This window comes from Prosthecobacter sp. (assembly GCF_044222565.1).
In the GTDB taxonomy this organism is placed as follows: Bacteria; Verrucomicrobiota; Verrucomicrobiia; order Verrucomicrobiales; family Verrucomicrobiaceae; genus Prosthecobacter.
The window spans coordinates 76,446-98,726 of the sequence record NZ_JBGANA010000023.1; the positions used below are offsets into that span (position 1 = coordinate 76,446).

The 22,281-nt window shown below is 60.8% G+C and carries 16 protein-coding genes; 14 read left to right on the forward strand and 2 right to left on the reverse strand.

Annotated elements, in window-relative coordinates; genetic code table 11:
* Positions 1-20 precede the first annotated feature (20 nt).
* The 13 genes from ACILSR_RS26110 (at position 21) to ACILSR_RS26170 (ending at position 16,086) form a co-directional block, all read left to right on the forward strand.
* Positions 21-251: a type II toxin-antitoxin system ParD family antitoxin gene (locus ACILSR_RS26110; RefSeq protein WP_395752756.1), complete on the forward strand. Its 231-nt coding sequence runs from the start codon at positions 21-23 to the stop codon at positions 249-251.
* Complete coding sequence (locus ACILSR_RS26115; protein WP_395752757.1) at positions 248-574, forward strand: type II toxin-antitoxin system PemK/MazF family toxin; 327 nt, start codon at positions 248-250, stop codon at positions 572-574. The genes ACILSR_RS26110 and ACILSR_RS26115 overlap by 4 nt, the downstream gene beginning before the upstream one ends.
* Positions 575-665: 91 nt before the next feature.
* Positions 666-2,069: a DUF1501 domain-containing protein gene (locus ACILSR_RS26120; RefSeq protein ID WP_395752758.1), complete on the forward strand. Its 1,404-nt coding sequence runs from the start codon at positions 666-668 to the stop codon at positions 2,067-2,069.
* A gap of 84 nt (positions 2,070-2,153) precedes the next feature.
* Positions 2,154-3,338 carry a sialidase family protein gene (locus ACILSR_RS26125; protein ID WP_395752759.1) on the forward strand — a complete coding sequence of 395 codons (1,185 nt, stop codon included), beginning with the start codon at positions 2,154-2,156 and terminating at the stop codon, positions 3,336-3,338.
* 18 nt (positions 3,339-3,356) lie between these two features.
* On the forward strand, positions 3,357-4,601 hold the full coding sequence (locus tag ACILSR_RS26130) for a hypothetical protein (RefSeq protein ID WP_395752760.1): 1,245 nt from the start codon (positions 3,357-3,359) through the stop codon (positions 4,599-4,601).
* 37 nt (positions 4,602-4,638) lie between these two features.
* Positions 4,639-5,646, forward strand: coding sequence for a Gfo/Idh/MocA family protein (locus tag ACILSR_RS26135; protein WP_395752761.1), 1,008 nt, complete (start codon positions 4,639-4,641; stop codon positions 5,644-5,646).
* Positions 5,643-6,680, forward strand: a complete 1,038-nt coding sequence (locus ACILSR_RS26140; protein WP_395752762.1) for an alkaline phosphatase D family protein — start codon at positions 5,643-5,645, stop codon at positions 6,678-6,680. Before ACILSR_RS26135 ends, ACILSR_RS26140 begins: the two co-directional genes overlap by 4 nt.
* A gap of 3 nt (positions 6,681-6,683) precedes the next feature.
* Positions 6,684-8,798 (forward strand): PSD1 and planctomycete cytochrome C domain-containing protein, encoded by a 2,115-nt coding sequence (locus tag ACILSR_RS26145; protein WP_395752763.1) that lies wholly within the window; start codon positions 6,684-6,686, stop codon positions 8,796-8,798.
* A gap of 57 nt (positions 8,799-8,855) precedes the next feature.
* Positions 8,856-10,193 carry a DUF1501 domain-containing protein gene (locus tag ACILSR_RS26150; RefSeq protein WP_395752764.1) on the forward strand — a complete coding sequence of 446 codons (1,338 nt, stop codon included), beginning with the start codon at positions 8,856-8,858 and terminating at the stop codon, positions 10,191-10,193.
* 4 nt (positions 10,194-10,197) lie between these two features.
* Complete coding sequence (locus ACILSR_RS26155) at positions 10,198-11,679, forward strand: DUF1501 domain-containing protein (RefSeq protein ID WP_395752765.1); 1,482 nt, start codon at positions 10,198-10,200, stop codon at positions 11,677-11,679.
* 42 nt (positions 11,680-11,721) lie between these two features.
* Entirely contained in the window at positions 11,722-13,542 is a 1,821-nt protein-coding gene (locus ACILSR_RS26160; RefSeq protein WP_395752766.1) for a DUF1549 and DUF1553 domain-containing protein, read from the forward strand.
* Between the two features lie 13 nt (positions 13,543-13,555).
* Positions 13,556-14,941, forward strand: a complete 1,386-nt coding sequence (locus tag ACILSR_RS26165; protein ID WP_395752767.1) for a DUF1501 domain-containing protein — start codon at positions 13,556-13,558, stop codon at positions 14,939-14,941.
* 26 nt (positions 14,942-14,967) lie between these two features.
* Positions 14,968-16,086, forward strand: a complete 1,119-nt coding sequence (locus ACILSR_RS26170; protein ID WP_395752768.1) for a lactonase family protein — start codon at positions 14,968-14,970, stop codon at positions 16,084-16,086.
* A gap of 2 nt (positions 16,087-16,088) precedes the next feature.
* Here the strand turns inward: ACILSR_RS26170 and ACILSR_RS26175 are convergent, their stop codons facing one another.
* Positions 16,089-18,812: a PQQ-binding-like beta-propeller repeat protein gene (locus tag ACILSR_RS26175; RefSeq protein WP_395752769.1), complete on the reverse strand. Its 2,724-nt coding sequence runs from the start codon at positions 18,810-18,812 to the stop codon at positions 16,089-16,091.
* 120 nt (positions 18,813-18,932) lie between these two features.
* On the opposite strand from ACILSR_RS26175, the gene ACILSR_RS26180 reads away from it, so the two are divergent.
* Positions 18,933-20,369, forward strand: coding sequence for a Gfo/Idh/MocA family protein (locus ACILSR_RS26180; protein WP_395752770.1), 1,437 nt, complete (start codon positions 18,933-18,935; stop codon positions 20,367-20,369).
* A 2-nt stretch (positions 20,370-20,371) separates the two neighbouring features.
* On the opposite strand, the gene ACILSR_RS26185 is transcribed toward ACILSR_RS26180, so the two are convergent.
* Positions 20,372-22,273: an alpha/beta hydrolase family protein gene (locus ACILSR_RS26185; RefSeq protein ID WP_395752771.1), complete on the reverse strand. Its 1,902-nt coding sequence runs from the start codon at positions 22,271-22,273 to the stop codon at positions 20,372-20,374.
* Between the last annotated feature and the right edge of the window lie 8 nt (positions 22,274-22,281).

The window sequence follows — 22,281 nt, forward strand, 5'->3', positions numbered from 1 at the left end:
TAATGACAATAGTTGTCATCATGAACGTCGCGCTTACCGCTCATTTTGAGAGCTTCATCAAGCAGCTCATCTCCTCCGGCCGCTATAACAACGCCAGCGAGGTGGTTCGGGCAGGCCTTCGCAAGCTTCAGGAAACAGAAGGGGAAATATTTCCTCCGGGCACACTGAAGCATCTTTACACTTCTGAGGCCAACCGGGCCGAGTCCACTCTCGCCCGCAAGCAACGCATTCCACGCCCGGACGAAGTATGAAGGCATGGGATATTTACACCTATGATTTTGAAGGGGCGGGCTCGCATCCTGCCGTGATTGTTTCACATCCGGACCGTGTCGCAAAAGCCGAGTGGGTGAATGTGTTGCTTTGCTCCACGCAGCGGGCCAGCCGTCCGCCCAAAGAAACTGAGGTCAGATTGAATGGCTCGGATGGGCTCGATTGGGAAACCCTTTGTCGCTGCGATGCCCTGTGGCTGGTCGAGAAATCCAAGCTCACCCGCAAACGCGGCAGTGTTTCACCGGTTCGCCGAGGTCAGATTGTGAACAAGATCAATGCTGCGATGGGCTGGAAGCTCGTTTGAGAGAGCCGCACTTTTTTTGTCCAAAACGGTCGCCCAGCGGCCTTTTGGGTGAAGAAGAGAGTTTTCATCCACCGTATCAACCTTCAGAACCATGAGCTGCAACCGTTTTGACATCCCCAGCACGCGCCGCGAGTTCCTCCAGACCGCCGGCTGCGGCTTTGGCTCCGTGGCGCTCGCCGGTTTGATGGGAGCGCAAAGCTCCGCCGCCTCTCCGCTGCCGCAGCGCATCGCCAAGGCGAAGAGCGTGATTTTCCTCTTCATGGAGGGCGGTCCCAGCCATCTCGACACCTTCGATTACAAACCCCTCCTCAACAAGCTCGCCGGCCAGCAGCTTCCCTCCAGCTTCAAGCCGCCCATCACCGCCATGGGCGAGACGAAATCCCCGCTGCTGGAGTGCAAGCGCACCTGGAAGCAGCACGGTCAGAGCGGTCTCTGGATCTCCGACTGGTTTCAAAATGTGGCGCAGCATGCGGATGACCTTGCTGTCATTCATTCCTGCGCTTCCAGCGGCATCAATCACGCAGGTGGTGTCTGCTCCATGAACACCGGCTCCGTCTTCGGCGGCCGGCCCTCTCTCGGTGCCTGGGCCTCCTACGGCCTCGGTACCGAAAACCAAAATCTCCCCGGCTTCGTCGTCATCAAGGACAGCGAGGCCACCGTGGTCAATGGCGTGCGCAACTGGGGCAACGGCTTCATGCCCGCCGTGTATCAAGGCGTCGAGTTCAACTCCGACGGCGTCCCCATCAAATACCTCGACAACCCCAAGGGCGTGGACCGCAAACGCCAGCGCGACAAGCTCGACCTCCTCGGCGAACTGAACCGCGACTACGGCGCCTCCCGCGCCAGCAATACCGAGCTGGACGCCCGCATCCGCGGTTATGAGCTCGCCTACAAAATGCAGGCCGAGGCACCGCAGGCCGTGGATCTCAGCAAGGAGACCGAGGCCACCAAAAAACTCTACGGCATGGACAATGAGGCCACTGCTGTCTATGGCCGCAACTGCCTGCTCGCCCGCCGTCTGGTCGAAAACGGCGTGCGCTTCATCCAGCTCTACAGCGGCGCTGGCAGCAAGTGGGACAGTCACAAGGGCATCGAGGTGAACCACTCCAAGCTTTGCAATGCCGTGGACCGTCCCATCGCAGGCCTGCTATCAGATCTCAAAGCCCGCGGGCTGCTCGACGAAACACTCGTGATCTGGGGCGGCGAATTTGGCCGCACCCCGATGAGCGAGCAGGGAGACGGCCGCGACCATAACCCCACCGGCTTCACCATGTGGATGGCCGGCGGCGGCGTGAAAGGCGGCCAGACCTACGGCGCCACCGACGAACTCGGCCTCTATGCCGTTGAAGACCGCCTCCATGTGCACGATCTGCACTCGACCATCCTCTACCTGATGGGAATCGACCACACGAAGCTCGTGTACAATCACAAGGGCCGCCCCGAACGCATCGACCAAAACGAAGGCCATCCGATGACCAAGCTGCTCGGCGTCTGAGCCGCCGGACGCCGCTGGTGAGATAAATGGACCAGCGAGTTTCCTTTGCAATGCCTGCGCGGAGTCGTCCGTTTGCCTCCCATCATGCACCTTCGTATCCTCGCCGCTCTCGTACCGCTTCTGCTCACCTCAGCACTTGCGCAAAATGGTCTGCAAAAAGCCGACGTCACGCTGACTCCGCCGAAGAATCTCAAAACCAAGCTCGCTCCCGGCTACTCCATTCCCGTGGTGGATATCAGCGGCGAAAAAGAGCGCCAGGTCATCGTGGATCAGGAGAAAGGCCAATACCTTGGCCACCCGACGACTTACCTTCTTGAGGACAACAAGACGATGCTCATCGTCTATCCCAAAGGCCACGGCCGCGGCCCCATTGTTTACAAGCGCAGCACGGACACCGGCCTTACCTGGAGCGACCGCCTCCCGACTCCCAAATCATGGGAGACCTCGCTTGAAGTGCCCACTCTGCATCGCGTCGTCGATGCGAATGGCAAGAAGCGCATCATCATGTTCAGCGGCCTTTATCCCATCCGAATGGCCGTCACCGAAGACGACGGCGCCAACTGGAGCGAACTCGCCCCCATCGGCAATTTTGGCGGCATCGTCACCATGGGCACCGTGATCGATCTCAAAACCCCGGGTCACTACCTCGCCTTCTTCCATGATGACGGCCGCTACATCCGCGGCGCACCGGCCAAAGCCTGGCGCTTCTGGGTTTACACCACACTCTCCAAGGACGGCGGCCTCACATGGAGCGCGCCCACGCCCATCGCCATGCTGCCAGACGCCAACCTCTGCGAGCCCGGCGCGCTGCGTTCGCCCGATGGCAAGCAGATCGCCGTTCTTCTCCGCGAAAACTCCCGCAAGTACAACTCCTTCGTCATCTTCTCGAACGACGAAGGCCAGACCTGGAGCGAGCCCAAGGAACTCCCCGCCGCCCTCACCGGAGACCGCCACGTCGCCAAATACACTCACGATGGCCGTCTCTTCATCAGCTTCCGCGACACCACTCACGTCAGCTCCACCAAAGGCGACTGGGTCGGCTGGGTGGGCAAATACGAGGACATCGTCAATGGCACCGAAGGCCAGTATCGCGTCCGCATCATGGACAACACCAAAGGCGCCGACTGCACCTATCCCGGAATCGAGCTGCTACCAGACGACACCATCGTCACCACCACCTACGGCCATTGGACGGAAGGCGAGTCGCCCTACATCGTCAGCGTCCGCTTCAAGCTGGCGGAGCTGGATGCCAAAGCCGCCAAAAAATAAAGGATCAGCATTTCAGTCATGACATCCCTTCCCACCCGCCGTCAGTTCCTTTCCTCCCTTGCCCTCGGCTCTCTCGCCGCGCGCGGGCAGGAGGCTCCAAAGTTTCCGCCCGTCCGCGTCATCACCAAGGGCCCCGGCTTCCACTGGTTCGGCTACTACGACAAGCTCCAGTTCTCGCCAGACAACCGCTTCGTGCTCAGCAACAAGGTTAGCTTCGAGCACCGCTCTCCCACCGCCGATGACGAGATCGAGGTCGGCATGGTCGATCTCCACGAGAACGACAAATGGATTCCTCTCGGCAAGACCCGCGCCTGGTGCTGGCAGCAGGGCTGCATGCTGCAGTGGATCCCTGGCACCGAATCGAAAGTGATCTGGAACGACCGCGAGAAGGACCAGTTCGTCAGCCACATTCTCGATGTCAAAACCGGCGAGAAGCACACCCTCCCCAGCCCCGTCTACGCCCTCGCTCCGAATGGCAAAGAAGCCGTGAGCTGCGATTTTGCCCGTGTGGCGGACTGCCGCCCCGGCTACGGCTATGCAGGCATCAAAGATCGCTTCTTCGACGAAATGGCCCCGGCAGGCAGCGGCGTTACCCACGTGAATCTCGAAACCGGCGCATCAAAGGTCATCGTCTCTCACGAGATCCTGTCCAAGACGGGGGAAATCATGCAGAACCTCCCCGACTCCAAACACCACGCCTACCACCTTCTCGTCAGTCCTGATGGCAAACGCTTCATCATGCTGCACCGCTGGACGCAGCCCAAGAACGGCCACCTGACGCGTCTCATCACGGCAAACATGGATGGCAGCGATCTCCGCATCGTCATTCCCAATGGCTATGCCTCCCACTTCATCTGGCGCGACTCCACCCACATCCTCTCCCAGGCCAAAGACTGGCTCGGCAACAAAGAGTGGGGAGACTTCCTCTTCGAAGACAAGGACAGCGGCATCGTCTCGGAGATCGGTCACGGCGTGCTCGACAGCGGTGGCCACCTCACTTACCTCCACAATAACGAGTGGATCCTCAACGACACCTACCCCAAAGGGGTCCGCCGCATTCAGACTCCGCATCTGTATCAGATCGCTACGAACAAGCGCATCGACCTCGGTGAGTTCCACTCTCCCCGCGAATACAGCGGCGAATGGCGGGTGGACAATCACCCCCGCTCCAGCCGCGACGAGCGCTGGGTCTGCATCGATGCTCCTCAGGAGGGGCAAGGCCGACAGCTTCACCTCATCGATATCCAGGGGTTGATCACCTGATCAACCGCTAGCCTTCAATGCGTAACTGTCAGCCACGATGAAACACATTCTCCCTCTCGCCTCGGCGCTCTTTCTCAGTCTCGCAGGCTCGGTCTTTTCCCAAGACACGCTCAAGCCTCTTCGCGCCGGCATCATCGGCCTCGATACCTCGCATGTGCCTGCATTTACAAAACTCTTCAACAACCCGAAAGCCGATGGCGAGCTCGCGGGCATCAAAGTGGTGGCAGGTTATCCCGGCGGCACCGACATGCCCGCCAGCAAGGACCGCGTGGCCAAGTTCACCGAGCAGGTGCGCGGCATGGGAGTGGAGATCGTGGACTCCATTCCAAAGTTGCTCGAAAAAGTGGACGTCGTGCTCATTGAGAGCGTCGATGGCCGCATCCATCTGAAGGAGGCGCGGGAAGTCTTCAAATCCGGCAAGCTCGTTTACATCGACAAACCCATCGCCGGCACACTCCCGGAGGCCATCGCCCTCTTTGAGCTGGCAAAAAAACACAACGTCAAAACCTGGTCGAGCTCATCCTCGCGGTTCAGTCCCGATCTCGTGCCTTTGAAAGGCAACGCCGAAGTCGGCGACATCCTTGGCGTCACCACTTGGGGGCCATGCTCCTACCAGAGCGGCACGCCGGATCTCTTTTTCTACGCCATCCATGGCATCGAGTCTCTCTTCATGCTCATGGGCACCGGCTGCGAAACCGTCTCCCGCACGAAGGGCGTGGCCGGCGATCAGGCCACTGGCACTTGGAAGGACGGCCGCGTCGGCACCTACCGCGGCATCGTGAAGGGCAAGGCGGAGTTCGGCGCCACGGTCTATGGCAGCAAAAGCATTCAGCAGGGCGGTAAGACCGTGAGTTATGAGGCGCTGTGCCGTCAGATTGGCAAATTCTTCCGCACCGGCGAGCCTCCGGTGAGCGAAGCCGAAACGATCGAAATCTTCACCTTCATGGAGGCGGCGGATGAAAGCCTGCGCCAAGGCGGCAAACCCGTCGCGCTCGCAGAGGTGCTGGCAAAGGCAAAGGAAGAAGCGGCGAAACTCGTGCCATGAATTCCTCTCCCGCTCCGCTCTCCGGCCTCAACAGCCGACGCCGCTTCCTGGCGGGCCTTCCCGCCATCGGTTTGATCGCGGCTCACGCTGCGGAAGAGCCAATGTTGCAGGACATCGTTTTCGGCTCCTGCCTTGATACGCACGAGCATCCCATGCTCGATCGCACGCTCACCCTGCCGCGTGATCTCTTCATCTTCATGGGAGACAACGTCTATGCCGACAAAGGCGGCATTCCCATGATGAAGGAAAAGTACGCGCTGCTCAAAAACAGCCGCTTTTTCAAAGGCCTGCAGAACAAGCCCTTCCTCGCCACCTGGGATGACCACGACTTCGGCGAAAACGACGGCGGCGGCAGCTACCCGCACAAAAAAGAGGCGCAGGTAGAGTTCTGGAACTGGCTCGATGAGCCCGCCGCCTCTCCTCGTCGCAGACAGGAGGGCGTGTATCACACACAGACTTTCGGCCCCGATGGAAAGCGTGTGCAGATCGTCATGCTGGACACCCGCTACTTCCGCAGCCCTCTCAAAAGAGTGTCCAAAGACAAGGCCATGCTCGGCGGCTCCTGCGTGCCTACGGATGATACCTCCACCACCATGCTCGGCGCCGCGCAGTGGGCCTGGCTGGCGCAGGTGCTCCAGCAGCCCGCAGACCTCCGGCTCATCGTCTCCAGCATCCAGTTTGCTCCGGAGGCGCACGGCGGCGAATGCTGGGCCAACATGCCTCACGAGCAGCAGCGCCTCCTCAATCTTCTGCGCGGCCATCACGCCGTCATTCTGAGCGGCGACCGCCACTGGTGCGAGTTTTCGAACAACGGCGTGTTCGACTTCACCTCCAGCTCCATGACGCAGAAGCACCCGCGCGGCTCCCCCACGCCAAACAAGCTCCGCTGCGTGCCCAAGACTTACCACCTTCCCAATGTCGGCCAGTTTCACATCGACTGGTCAGCCGCTACCATCACAGCAAAAATCTACGGCTTGGAAAGCGAGCTAAAGATCACACAGACCCTGGCGTTCACGGAACTCAAAGTGAGCTGACGCATGCGCCTAGTGATTCCATTCGTGTTTGCAGCTTCCTGCGGCGTCTTCGCCGCGGAGACTCGGGTGGAGTTCAATCGCGACATCCGCCCCATCCTCGCCGCCAAATGCTACGCCTGCCACGGCCCTGACGAAGACAAGCGAGAGGCCGATCTCCGCCTCGATGTCCGTGCCGAGGCCGTGAAGTCCGCCATCCGCCCTGGCAAACCCGAGGAAAGCGAGCTGTGGAAGCGCATCACCCACACCGATCCCGCGGACGTGATGCCGCCACCTTCGTCACCCAAGCAGCTCACCAAGGTGGAGCGCAGTCTCTTCCGCCGCTGGATTGCCGAAGGCGCCGAATACCAAAACCACTGGGCCTTCGAGCCGATCAAGCGCCCGCCAGTTCCTGCATCCAACGGCACCCATCCCATCGACGCTTTCATTGAAGCACGGCTGAGCACCCACGGCCTTCAGCCCGCCCCTGCTGCCGCGCCCATCGCATTGCTGCGCCGCATTTATCTCGATCTCACCGGGCTGCCTCCCACTCCTTCAGACCTCGCAGTGCTCTCTTACTGGTCTGACAAAACCTACGAGCAGGTCGTGGACCGCCTCCTCGCTTCGCCAGCGTTCGGAGAGCGCTGGGCCCGCCACTGGCTCGACATGGCCCGCTACGCCGACTCGAACGGCTTCCTCGGCGATGGCCTCCGTCCCAATGCCTACCTCTATCGCGACTGGGTCATTCGCGCCTTCAATTCCGACCTGCCATTTGATCAGTTCACCATCCAGCAAATCGCCGGCGATCTCCTGCCAGATCGCACACGAGAGCAGCTCACCGCCACCGGCTTTCATCGCAATGCCGCGCTGAATACTGAGGCCGGCGTGGACAAGGAGGAGGCTCGCTATCAAAACCTTGTCGATCGCGTCAACACCACCGGCCGCGTCTGGATGGGCCTCACGGTCGGCTGTGCCCAATGCCACACGCACAAGTACGACCCCATCACCATCCGTGACTACTACAGCTTCTACGCCTTCTTCAACAACACCGAAGACCGCGATGCCCCGGAGACCAAGGCCCAGGCCCTGGCGGAGGTCACCAAAGACCGCCGCCAGACCTACGTACACATGGCGGGCGACTACACCCGCCGCGGTCCGGATGTCATTCCCGCCAGCCTTTCCGCCCTTCCTTCCATGGCCAGGTCTGCGGCACCCGAGCCTGGCCGTCTCGATCTCGCGCGCTGGCTCGTCTCGCCACAGCATCCGCTCACTAGCCGCGTCGCAGTGAATCACATCTGGAGCAAGTTCTTCGGCTTCGGCCTCGTCCGCACCCCCGATGACTTCGGCACCGCAGGCGAGTCCCCCTCGCATCCGGAACTCCTCGACTGGCTCGCCTCCGAGTTCATGCGTCAAGGCTGGAGCCGCAAGCAGCTCATCAAGCTCATCGTCATGAGCCACACCTACCGCCAGTCCTCAGCTCATCGTGAGGACATCGCCGAGATCGATCCTCTCAATTGCCTCCTCGCCCGCCAGAACCGCATCCGCCTCGACGCTGAAATCCTGCGCGACTCCGCCCTCGCCGTCAGCGGTTTGCTCAAGCGCACCGTCGGCGGCCCCAGCTTCCGCCCGCCGCTGCCGGAAGACGTCTTCGATGTCGGCCGCTCTTCCAATTGGAAAGCCAGCCCGGGAGACGAGATCTACCGCCGCAGCCTCTACATCATCACCCTCCGCAGCGTCCTCTATCCCACGCTCACCACCTTCGACTCCCCCGATGCAGCGGACGCCTGCGTTCGCCGTGACCGCAGCAATACTCCGCTTCAGGCCCTCACCATGATGAATGACGGCGTCTTTGTGGAGGCTGCCCGTTCGCTGGCCCTCCGCGCCTTGTCTGAGTCTCCTCCGGACACCGCCTCCCGCTTGAAGCACCTCTTCACACTCACCCTGAACCGCGCCCCTCGTTCTGAGGAGCTGCAGCGCCTCACCGCCTTCCACGCAGAGCAGAAAGCCTCCGTTAAAAAAGGCGGCGCTGCAGCTCTTCAGACTTTCGGTGGCCTCACTGCGCCAGATCCAGTCGAAGCCGCCACCCTCATCACCGTCGCGCGTGTGCTCTTGAATCTCGATGAGTTCATCAACCGCGAATAGTCCCGCATCCTCGCATCGCCACAGCAACACCTTTCGCCCGGCCGCCGTATAGACCCCATGCTCACTCTCTTCTCCCGCCAGTCTTCCAGCCGCTGCTGCGATGGCCTGTCCCGACGCTCCTTTCTTCGAGTCGGCGGGCTTGGTCTGGGCGGGCTGAGCCTGCCCGGGCTCCTGCGCGCAGAGTCGGAGCTCGGACGCGGAAAATCGCAGAAGGCGCTCATCTTGGTGTATCTGCCCGGCGGTCCGCCGCATCAGGACATGTACGACCTGAAAATGGACGCGCCCTCGGAGGTGCGCGGCCCCTTCAAGCCCATCGCCACCAATGTTCCCGGCATCCAGATCAGCGAGCACCTGCCGCGCATGGCAAAGATGGCCGACAAGCTCACCTTCATTCGAAGTGTGGTAGGGGCCAAGGACCGGCATGAAAGCTTTCAGTGCGTCACCGGCCGCCTCAGCAACAATGCACCTCCCGGCGGCTGGCCGGAGATCGGCAGCGTGGTGTCAAAGCTCAAAGGCGGCGCTCCCACCGTACCCGGCTATGTAAATCTCTCGCAGCAGATGAAGCACACGCCCTACAATCAGGGGCGTCCAAGTTTCCTCGGCGTGGCGCATGCGCCCTTCATGCCGCTGGAGCGCGGAAAAGAAGACATGTCCCTCAATGGCGTCACGCTGGAGCGCCTGGGTGACCGTCGCGGACTGCTCTCCGCCTTCGACAATTTCCGCCGTGAAACCGATGCCTCGGGCACCATGACTGGAATCGATGTCTTCCGCCAGCAGGCCTATGGCATCCTCACCTCCTCCCAGCTTGTGGATGCGCTCGATCTCTCCAAAGAGTCCCCCAAAATCCGCGAGCGTTACGGCAAAGGCACCGCCAAAATTCAGGGAGATGCCGCGCCGCGTCTCAATGAGCAGTTCCTGCTCGCACGCCGTCTCGTCGAGGCCGGTGTGCGCGTGGTCACTCTCAGCTACAGCTTCTGGGACTGGCACGGTCAGAATTTCAAAAACGCCCAGGAAAACCTTCCCGACTTTGATCAGGCGATCTCAGCTCTTGTGGAGGACTTGCATGAGCGTGGCATGGACAAGGATGTGACCGTGCTCGCCTGGGGCGAGTTTGGGCGCACGCCTCGCGTCAATGACAAGGGCGGCCGCGATCACTGGCCCGCTGTTTCTTGTGCTCTCCTCGCCGGAGGCGGCATGCAGAATGGTCAGGTCATCGGCGCCACAGACCGGCTCGGGGCGGAGGCCTCGGATCGTCCCGTGCATTTCCAGGAGATTTTCGCCACTCTCTACAACAATCTCGGCATCAATCCTCACACCAGCACGGTGTCGGATTTCTCCGGCCGTCCTCATTACCTCGTCGATAACGAGTTTCAGTCGATCAAAGAGCTGGCCTGACCCCATGTCTCCTCAGGAACTCATCACTCAGACCCGCCGCGATTTCCTTGCCACCAGTTCCTGCGGCCTCGGCACTCTCGCCCTTGCTTCGCTGCTGAAGCAGGACGGCCTCCTTGCGGCCGAGTCCAGTATTCCAGCCAGTCCGCTGGCCACGCGCATGTCCCACTTCGCGCCCAAGGCGGAGCGCTGCATCTTCATCTTCCTGGAGGGAGGCCCCTCGCAGATGGATCTCTTTGATCCCAAGCCTCTCCTCAACAAATACGACGGCCAGCCGCTGCCAGACTCCATCGTGGGAAATGCCAAGTTCGCGTTCCTGCAAAAGGAAAGCGCCACTGTCATGGGCACCAGCCGCGTCTTCAAAAAGCACGGCCAGTGCGGCATGGACATCAGCGATCTCCTCCCCCACATCGCCACCTGTGCGGATGACATCGCCCTGGTGCGCTCCATGCACACCAATCAGTTCAATCATCTCCCCGGCCAGCTCATGCTGAACTGCGGCGAGTCCCGCCTTGGGCGTCCCAGCGTGGGCTCGTGGGTCACCTATGGCCTTGGCAATCTCTCGCAGGACCTGCCTTCCTACGTCGTCATGGTCAGCAAAGGCCGCGGCCTCCCCGGCGGCAGCTCCACCTGGTCCAGCGGCTTCCTGCCTTCTTCGTATTCGGGGGTGATGTTCCGCAACGGCGCCTCGCCGGTTTTAAATCTGGACAACCCCGATGGCATCACGCCGCAGATGCAGTCCGCCAGCATCCGTGCGCTCAATGATCTCAACCGCCTCCAGCACAAGCACATTGGCGACCCCGAAATCGCCGCCCGCATCAGCAGCTACGAGCTCGCCTTCCGCATGCAGAGCGCCGCGCCTGAGTTAGTCGATCTCAAAGGCGAATCCCATGCCACGCTCGATGCCTACGGCGTGAACCGCATCGAGCCTCCCATCAAGAGCAACCTCGGCGGAATTGGCAACTTTCAGACCTTCTCACGCCATTGCCTCAATGCGCGCCGCATGGTGGAGCGCGGTGTCCGCTTCGTAAACATCATCCACGCCTCGTGGGATCATCATAGCGCTCTCGATCCCCAGCTCGCGCACAATTGCCAGATGGTCGATCAGCCCATCGCCGCTCTGCTCAAGGATCTGAAACAGCGTGGCCTGCTCGATACCACCCTCGTTGTCTGGGGCAGTGAATTTGGCCGCACCGCGCTGGGCGAAAACCGCAAGGGCTTCAAAAAAGTCACCGGGCGCGATCACCATCCCTACGCCTTCAGCCTCTGGATGGCCGGCGGCGGCATCAAAGGCGGCCAGGTCTATGGCGAGACAGACGACTTCGCCTGGCACGTGGCCCGGGATCCCGTCTCCATCCACGACTTCCACGCCACCATCCTCAATCTCTTCGGCCTCGATCACAACAAGCTCAGCTACCGCTTCCAGGGTCTCGATTTCCGCCTCACAGGCGTGAATCCCGCTAAAGTTGTGAAAGGCCTCATCGCCTGATTTGAGGCCGAAAAAACACCCGGACACCCGCGTAATAGACGGGTGCCCAACGCGTCCTCTCACTTCCTCACTCTCGCACTCCTGCTCTGTGTCACAGCGCAGGCCGCGGCTCCGGCTGTGATCGATTGGAACGTGGCACGCCAGCATTGGTCATTCGTCCCGCCCAAAGTGCAGCCACTGCCAGTGGTGAAAGACGCCACTTGGCCGCGCGAACGCGTGGATCGCTTCATTCTCGCGCAGATGGAAAAGCGTTCCCTCACGCCGGCCGCTCCGGCAGATGCACGCACGCTGATCCGCCGCGTCACCCTCGATCTTACCGGCCTCCCGCCGACTCCCGACGAGGTCGCCGCGTTTGTGACCGATACCCGGCCAGACGCCTACACGCGCTTGGTGGATGGTCTTCTCGGGCGCCGCGCCTTTGGCGAGCGCATGGCAAGCCTGTGGCTCAATCTGGCCCGCTATGCCGAGGATCAGGCGCATCAGGTGGGCGGCAATTCCTCGCTCAACTACCCGAACGCCTGGCGCTATCGCGACTGGGTCATCTCAGCATTCAACTCCGGCTTGCCCTACGATGAGTTCATCAAGAAGCAGCTCGCGGTGGATTTGATCGAGCCTCAAAACGAAGCGGATCTCCCCGCCCTCGGCTTCCTGGGACTCGGCCACAAGCTCTACGCTCGAGGACGGCTGGACGTGCAGGCGGAGGAGTGGGCGGAAAAAGTGGATGCTGTATCTCAGACTTTCCTCGGCCTCACCGTCGGCTGCGCCCGCTGTCATGACCACAAGTTCGACCCCATCACCATGCGCGACTACTATGCGCTCGCCGGTGTCTTCGCCAGCGTGCAGATGGTCAACCGGCGTCCCGATGGCAAGGACGAAGACGGCAAATTAAACGCGGACAAAATGGATGCCGGCACGCTTCACATCGTGCGGGATGACTCTTCTTCGCGTGACCTTCCCGTTTATGACCGGGGAGACATGGAGTCTCCCGGCGCAGTCAAAGTGCCGCGTGGCTACCTTCAGGTGCTCAGCCGGGATAAGCCGGTGAATTTCCAGCAAGGCAGCGGTCGTGGCGAACTGGCGGCTCAGATCGCGGATGCATCCAACCCGCTCACCGCCCGGGTGATTGTGAACCGCGTTTGGGACATGCTCTTCGGCAAGCCGCTCGCACGCACCACCAGCAATTTCGGCGCCACCGGCGACAAGCCCACTCACCCAGAACTTCTCGACGATCTCGCCGTGCGCTTCATGCAAAACGGCTGGTCCGTAAAGAAGCTCATGCGCGAGCTGGTGCTTTCCGCCACCTACCGTCAGAGCAGCCAGGGCAGCATGGCAAATGCCCGCCTCGATCAGGCGAATGAACAGTTCTGGCGCATGGAACGCCGCCGTTTGAGCATCGAGCAGTATCGCGATGCCGTTCTTGCGGTGTCCGGAAACCTGGAACTCGAAGGCGGTGCCTCGATGGAGCTGGATGCCGCGAAGCATCACAAACGCACCCTGTACTCAAAGGTCAGCCGCCGTGAGTTGAACAAGACTCTCATGCTGTTTGATTACCCCGATGCCAACGTGCACGCCGCGCGTCGCTCCAGCAGCACCACGCCCACACAAAAGCTCTTTCTGATGAACAGCTCGTTCATGATTGAGCAGTCAAAGGCGCTTGCCTCCCTCATCCAGCAAAGCGCGGCGGACGACACCTCACGCATCCGTCACATCTACGCTCTTCTGTTTGCCCGTGAACCTCTTGCGGAGGAGGCAGCTCTTGCGCAGACCTTCTTGCGGGAGACAGCCGCGGACAGCACGCTCACCGGCTGGCAGCAGCTGGCCCAGGCTCTGCTCGCCTCCAACGAAATGCTTTATGTGGACTGATGCTACATCCCCGATGAACCGCCGCGACGCCCTGCAGCGCCTCTCCGCCGGCTTCGGCGCGATCGGTCTCGCCGGCATGCTGGGCTCACAGGCAAAGGCCGCGGTACAGCAGCAGGTCACCCCCAGAGCCAAACGGGTGATCTTTCTGTTCATGAACGGTGCGCCTTCGCACATCGACACCTTTGATCCAAAGCCCGCGTTGAAAAAATACGAAGGCCAGCAGCCGTCCGGCAAGCTCTACAAGGCGCCGGCCACCAGCGGCTTCATGTCGTCGCCATTGCAGTTCCACCGCTGCGGCCAGAGCGGCATTGAGGTGAGCGAAAGCCTGCCCCGCCTTGGCAGCATCATCGACGACTGCTGTGTCATCCGCTCCATGCACACGGATGTTCCCAATCATGAGCCAGCCCTGCTCATGATGAACACCGGCAACATCCAGCCCATCCGCCCCTCTCTCGGTTCGTGGGTGTTGTACGGCCTGGGCAGTGAAAATGAAAATCTGCCCGGTTTCGTCGTGCTGCGTCCCACGCCGAACATCGTCGTGGGGCCGGCTCTGTGGAGCAATTCCTTCCTGCCTGCCGAATTCCAGGCCACCGGCGTCATCACGTCAGACATGAACGTGGACAAGCTCATCGCCAACGTGCGCAACCCCTTGCTCAGCGTCCCGCAGCAGCGCCGGCAGATCGATCTCATCCAGCGCTTCAATCAGCTCCATGCCGCGCGCCGCGACAACGACTCCGCGCTTGATGCGCAGATCAAATCCATGGAAACCGCCTACCGCATGCAGAGCGCCGCCAGTGAGGCCTTCGACATCAGCCGTGAGCCTGCCAAAATGCGCGAACTGTATGGAGACACACCCTTCGGCCGCTCCTGCCTCCTCGCGCGGCGGCTGGCGGAGTCCGGCGTTCGCTACATCAGTGTCTATTACACCAGCAGCAACAACCAGCCCTGGGACACTCACAGCGACCACTACAAGCGACATCCCGAACTCTGCGCCGACAGCGACCGCGCGTCTGCTGCGCTCATCAGCGATCTGAAACAGCGCGGCCTGCTTGATGATACGCTCGTGGTCTGGACTGGTGAGTTTGGCCGCACCCCCTACTCGCAGGATAACAAGGACAAGAACAAGCAGATCGACCCGATGAAGCGCGGTCGCGATCATCACCACACCGCTTTTAGCACTCTCCTCGCCGGTGGCGGGATCAAAGGCGGCCTGGCCTACGGCGCTTCAGATGAACTCGGCATGAACGCCGTCGAAAAGAAAGTCCATGTCCATGATCTGCACGCCACCATTCTGCATCAGCTCGGTCTCGATCATGAAAAGCTCACCTATCGCTATGCCGGTCGCGATTTCCGCCTGACCGACGTCTATGGTGATGTGGTCACCGACATTCTTGCCTGAGCACTTCTATTTTTATGCGTCTTGTCATGTCATTCCTCACAGGATTCCTGTGCATTTGTTCCAGCGGGCTGCCTGCTGCAGAACCCCTTGTTTTGGTCTCCGCCTTTGCTTCGGGAGAGAAGGCCGGCATTCATGCATTTCATTTTGATTCAAAGGCAGGCGCTTTGCAGCCGCTGCATCGCACCACGGACATTCAGAATCCGTTCTTCCTCGCGGTCTCGCCCGACCAGCGATTCCTCTATGCGATCAACGCCGAGAAGTTTGGCGGTGCGGACGATGAGTTCGTGGCGGCTTATGCTTTGGATCGCGACTCGGGTCAGTTGAAGCGTCTGAACCAGCAGTCGGCCCGCGGTACGGCTTCGTGCTATCTCGATGTCGATGCCACTGGCAGTACAGTGGTGGTGGCAAACTATGCGTCGGGCAGTGTGGCGTCGCTGCCGGTGAAAGAAGACGGCTCGCTGGGAGAGGCGGTGTCGTTTGTGCAGCACAGCGGTTCAGGCGCCGATCCCGCACGCCAAAAAGGACCCAATGCGCACAGCATCGTCTTCAGTCCGGACAATCGCTTCGCCCTCGCCGCTGATCTCGGCATCGACAAGATTCTGATCTATCAACTCGATGCCGCCACATCCAAGCTGACGCCCAACGAAACCCAGCCCTTCGTGAAGTTGCAGCCCGCATCCGGCCCCCGCCACATCACCTTCCATCCGAATGGGAAGCATGTTTATGTGATCAACGAACTGGCAAACACGGTGACCTGTTTTGATTACGCCGCAGCCTCCGGCACCCTCACCGAGCGCCAGACCCTTTCCACGCTTCCTGGTGATTTCACCGGCAAGAGCTACACCGCGGACTTGAAAGTCACACCCGATGGCAAGTTCCTCTACGGTACCAATCGCGGCCATGACAGCATCGCATCCTACCGCATCGGTGCGGACGGCACGCTCTCACTCCTCTCCATCGATCCCAGTCTTGGCAAAGGACCGCAAAATCTGCTGGTCACGCCAGACGGCCAATGGCTCCTCTGCGCGAACATGCCGGGAAACAGTGTCGTTGTCTTTCGGATAGACACTTCCAGCGGGAAAATCACCGCAACGGGCGCTCCTCACGAGATGCCAATGCCTTCCTGCATTCGCTGGGTGAAGTAACCTCATTTTGTGGCAGACGGCCGCACCTCCCACGCAGGCGGAAGCTCTTTGGACTCCGGCCCATACGTCTGCGAGACCACAAAACCACTGGCCTGCGAGGTGTAAAAAATGCGCCCATTGCTCACCACGGCACCAAGGCACTCACGTGAATCGATGGCGGGGCCGGTGGAGACGAGTTTCCCTTCCTGCGAAAGGTCGATCATGTCCATGTTCGCGCCAAGAACATACGGTTCGCTCAGCGTGAATCGGCAGCAGGCGTAGTTCGTGAGGATGCTGTAGGTCACCTTGCCGGTGTTGCGGTCAAAGATGTTCCCTTTGCCACGCAGAGCATTGGAGAAGATGAATTTTTCACCCACGCTCACCACGTTCAGCGCCGAGGTGACCGCGTCGGATTTCCAGACGAGCTTGCCGGTATTCGCGTCGAGGCACCAGACAAAGCGGTCTTCCGTGCCTGCGTTCGCCTTGTTGTAGCCACCGAGGTAAAGCTTGCCATCACGCGCGCTGAGCGTGCATTTGGCGGTGACGTAGTACTCATTCGTCTGCCAGAGGATTTTGCCGGACTTCGGATCGATGCAGACCGTCAGGCCGTTGTTTCCCACTGGCTGGCCGCGGCGCGCTCGCTGGTCGGCGTCGTAGCCGAAGAAGACGGAGTAATAGAGCTTGCCGTCGAGAATGCAGATGCCGCAGTCATTGCCGCCGCGGCCTTGATCGGAAAAATCCTTTTCCCAGACAACTTTGCCAGTGTCGAGATCCCAGGCCCAGATACGCGGGTGATGGTTTGTGGGGTAGTACGGATTGTCATTGGAATAAATGAAGCTCATCACGTCACGCCCATCGGCAGGTTTCACGGGCGGCCCGCCGAAGGTCCAAGGCTTTTCACTGCCTTGGGGCGCATAGTCGCCGGTGCCACTGGCATAGATTGCGACATTGCCTGCCACGACCGGCGGAAACTGCCGGCTCCAGCTGGGTGAGCCAGTAAAGGGCGCCTCCCATAGCATCTCTCCCGTCGTTGCATTCAGACAGCGCACGAACGATTTGGTCATTCCTGCCTGCGGAACCAGGAGCTTTCCGTCGATGTAGAGCGGTGAGGTGAACGACAGGTAAACATCCGGCCACCATTTCCGCCACAGCAGCCGCCCGGTGTCCTGTTCGCACGCGATGATCTGCCCCTCCGCCGTGTGCGTGTAGAGGCGCCCCCCTCCGCACACAGGCAGATGCTTCACCGTGCCTTCGAGGCGGCGCGCCCAGCGCATCCGCAGCGGTGGCGCGATGCCTTGGTTGTTCGAGTTCTGCCCCGCGAAGTTGCCGTAGTTTGTGTACCAATCATACGTGGTGGCCGCCAGCTTGCCGGTAAGCGGACTGCGAATTTTGGCGATGTCATCGCGGTCATGCCGTCCGTACTCGGCGGCTCCGGGCCCATAGACATACACGCGGCCATCCTCGCTGGGCACATAGATCCGTCCGTCGGCCACGGCTACCGGGGCGGAGATAGGTGCGGAGGAGGCAGAACTGGAACTGGCACGCGAAAGGTGTTCCGCAATGGGCTCAATTCGCAGCCATCCATCGAGATCGCCGACAATAACGTGATTCTTGGTGATCACCGGCGGCGCGATAAAGCCTCCCATCGTCAGCACCTCGCCCTTGTCCTCTTTGTTGTCCAGCCGGTGCCGCATGAGTCCGCGTCCACTTTCCGGGCGCACTCGGTAAACATCCTTCCCTCGCACAGCCACGGGCGCAAAGCTCAGCAGGCCGTCCATGCGGATGTTGGTGTCGGTGCCGGACACAAACTCGCCGGTTTTCAGCGTGTCACCCTCCAGCCGCATGATGTCCACGCGTCCCGCATTGTCGCGGCGGTGCCACTGCACATACACGTTGCCGTCATCATCCGCGCTCTGGCCAAAGGTCGCAGGAAATTCCTTGCCTGACCACTCGGGGATCTCACCCGTGGCTTTCAGCTTTGGCGCAGTGCCGGTGTCTTCGATGAAGAGAGTGCGTCCTCCCGCGGGTATGATGATCGTGTTGCCCTTGATCAGGCAGATGTCGCGCGAGCAGACGAAGTGATCTTTCCACGTCACACGCCCGTCGCTGGAGGTGGGCTTGGTTCCCGGTTTCAGCGTTTCCAGCATGCGCTTCTCACAGAACTTCGCCCACTCCTCGCCGCTCCAGCGGTTGCCGTCGAATCCGACGACTTCCTTCACGAAGTCCCATTTCCATTTCACTTCGCCTTCGTTCGTGACCGCATACACCTGCGCGCCTAGCGTGGCAAAATAAACACGGTCCTTGCCTATGACCGGAGTGCTGAAAACCGGCTCGCCGCAGTCGATCTCCTTCGTCACCGCGCCGGTGTTGCGATCCAGCACATAATAAGTGCCCGCCGTAGTGCCAAAGTGCAAATAATTGCCCACGATGGCCGGTGAACTCACGTTGTTCACGTTCTGCTTCCCGCCCTTGCTTTGAAATCTCCATACTTCATTGAGCGTGGCGGCGTCGAAACACGCGGCGCAGCCCGAGCCATCGACGACATAGACCTTGCCGCCAGCGACCACCGGCGAGGTATAAATGCCGTCCGTCATCGAAAGCCCGCCCTGCAGGTGGAGTTTGTCTGCATCGATATCGCGATCAGTCGCGTTGCCGGAGTGCGCCGAGTTAAACATGAACTGCGGCCAGTCTTCGGCGGAGGCGTTCAGGGCTAAAACGAAAATGGCAATGACGAGGAACCGATTCATGACCGGTGAATACGGAGGCTGTGACGGGAACTCGCAGCGAGATCACATCTTCGTGTGGGGGCTGGTTCATTTTCGGGAAGCAGCAAGCCGGGGGCAGTTTTTGCGTATGCTTCTCCCACGATGCACAATCTCACCCGCCGCCGATTTTTCGAAGACTCCCTCATGGCCGCCGCAGCCGTGAGCCTGCCGGCACCTCTTTTTTCCGCAGATGCAAAGCTGGTCAGTGCCAATGACAAAATCACTGCTGCCATCATCGGTTGTGGTATTCGCGGGAAGGCCCACGCCAAAGAATTGGTGAAGATCGCCGACTGCGACGTGGCCTATGTCTGCGATCCTGATCTCGACCGTGCAGATGAAGTGGGAGACATCCTCGTTCAGGCCAAGCGTCCGATGCCACAGAAAGAGCAGGATCTGCGGAAGGTGCTGGAGGACAAATCAGTAGACGTCGTCTTCATCGCATCGCCGAATCACTGGCACTCGCTCTCCGCCATCTGGGCCATGCAGGCAGGCAAGGATGTGTATGTGGAAAAGCCGGTGAGCCACAATGTCGTCGAAGGCCGCCGCATGGTGCAGGCGGCACGGAAACTGGACCGCATCTGCCAGGGCGGAACGCAGAACCGCTCGCGCGGTCCCCTGGCCGAAGCGGTGAAATACATGCACGAAGGAAGGCTCGGCGAGGTGAAGCTCGCCAAAAGCATCATCTACGGCGGTCGCGGCTCGATCGGCGGACCTGCCGAGTGTGCGATGCCACCTCGCTGCGACTACAATCTCTGGGCCGGACCCGCGGCTATGCCCAAGCTGACGCGGCCGAAGTTCCACTACGACTGGCACTGGTTCTGGAACACCGGCAGCGGCGAGATCGGCAACAACAACGTCCACTCGCTCGACATTTGCCGCTGGGGCCTCGGCGTCACCGGCCTGGGCCGCAGTGTGCTCAGCTACGGCGGCCGCCTCGGTTATACCGATGTTGCGGAAACGCCAAACTCCCAGGTGGGCATCTTCGATTTCGGCGACAAAACGATCATCTCCGAAACTCGCGACCTGAAATCCGCTCCCTTCCATCCCACCATCAAGTCCATGTGGTTCTTCTACGGCAGCGAAGGCATCATCGCAGACACCAACCTCTACGACCCCCAGGGCAATCTCGTCCGCGCCTTTGAAGGCAAGTCGGAGAACCATTTCGCCAATTTCCTCAGCGCCGTGCGCAGCCGCAAGCAGGGCGATCTCAAGGCCGAGATCGAGGAGGGCCATCAAAGCAGCGCCCTCTGCCACATCGCAAACGTCTCCTACCGCCTCGGCGCGCAGACCTCGGTCAATGACATCTCAAAAAGTCTCGCCGAAATCAAAGTCCATGACGACGTCCAGGAGACGCTGGAGCGAACCCGCCACTACCTTAGCGATGCCGGCGTCGATCTCGACAAGACCAAGCTCACGCTCGGCCAGCATCTCCGCACCGATGGCGGCAAGGAATCCTTCCTCGACAACGCCGCAGCGAATGCACTGCTCGGTCGTGAATACCGCGCGCCCTTCCTGCTGCCCAAGGAGTCGGAGATCTGACCTCAGTCCTGCTTTTGAGCCAGCGCCTTGAGCTGCGGCACATCAAAGGACTCCAGCAGTCCGAAGCAAAACATCTCCGGTTTGTCGGCGACGGTCCAGTTGTTGAGCAGGATGCCGTGCAGACTTTCCAGGTGTTCGGAGGGCCGCAGCTCGCCCACCTCCTTTGGCTCCATCGCCTGGGCCACCAGAGCCACAAGGCCGCTGCGTGGCCCGATGGTTTGCACCGCGGCTTTCGCACCGAATTGCGCTGCGCTCCAGCGTGAGACCGCGGCAATCTGTCCTGCCTCTATGCCGAGCGCTCGGTCACCCACCGTGGCCACCATCAGCGCATGCAGGTAGGTGCGTCCGCCCGCCGTGAGTTCACCAAAGGCAAACGGATCCATCGCCAGCACACGCTGGCCGGAGGCAAGCATGCCCTCAATGTCCTTGGCAGCGTCTTTGCGTCCTTGGTCGGCAATGACGATCGTGGTGCTCTTGGCATCACCACGTGTGAGTTCGACCACCGGCACCGTCCAGGTGTCACTCAGGCGCAGCTTCCAAAACACCGCCTGGGTGCCATCACGTGTCTCCTCCCCGGCCTTCGTTGCGGCTGCAGTGAAGGTTTTGTATTTCACGATCTCGCCCAGCTTCTCCCGAGTCGCCTTCGCAGCATCACGCGGCAGATCTTTCCCCGCTGCCACCGCCAGTTGATGCACATCCAGGTTGTCCGCAGGCAGCGGCACGTCGAGTTCAGCCTTCTCCTTCACCTCCTTCTCGCAGGGGATTTCCGTTGGGTTGAAGCTCGCGTCATTGGCAAAGAATATGTCGCCGATCATGCGGTAAAAAGCCTGCCGGTTATCGATCTCGTAATTGTGCGTGCCCGGATCAAAGTTCTCATGGGAGCGCAGCCGCTCGGGGTGACCGTGCAGCTTGAAAATGGGCTGGGCCGCATCCAGCAGCGGCTGCAGCGCATGATCCGAGGCAAAGCAGCAGTTGTCCTTCGCATTGAAGGTCAGCAGCGCCGCGCGCCCTCCCAGCATCGCGGTGAGGTGTGTGTAGTCCGCCACCGTGGCCAGATCATTCGGCGTCTGTTCCGAGTCTCCGAGATCCGTGGGAAACTGCGCCCGCGTGCGGAAGCTGGAATAGCCCGCCACGGGGTTGCACAGCGTCACCCGTGGATCCAGCGAGCTGATGGTGATCGTCTGCCATCCTCCGCCCGAAAGTCCGCTGACCGCCACGCGGGAAGAGTCCGCTCCCGGCAGTGCCAGCAGCACATCCAGCGCCCGCGACATCGCGAGGTAAAACGGCGCCAGCCCGCTCACACCGCACAGATCCAGTTGGTTCATCCGGGTGTGCACAAAACCATCCGTGCGCAGCTGTCCCATCCCCAGCCACTCCACATTCAGGCTCGCGATCCCGCGCTTCGCCAGGTTGATGCAGCGGATCTGCTTGTAGGGTGCGGCCTTGCCGTTGCCATCGTGTCCGTTTACCGCCAGATAGACGGGCATCTTCGCCGCAGGCTTGTCCGGCTGATACAGCAGCGCCGGAATCCACAGCCCCGGCAGCGCTTCATAGCGCAGCTTCTTGATGTGGTACCCCTCTCCGCCTTCCAGCGTGTCAAACCATTCCACCTTCGTCTTCGCATCGCGCCACTGCTGCGCCAGCGCGCCACGAAACACAATCTTGTCGAGCACATCACGCCTCGTCTGGTTCTCAATCGCCTTCCATTCGTCCAGCGTCGTCACCTTGGGCATGCGCGGCACCTTTGGCTCACAGTAGCCCTGCACCTCCGTGAGAAAAAGATCCTTGGGCAGGATGGGATGTTGAAGCAAAGCATCGAGCCCGGTCGGCGCCGCCGGTGCCGGTTTTTGCGCCCACAGCGGCAGGCTCAGCGCTCCCAAAAGAAGAATGAAGGTCGGTTTCATCAGCCTCC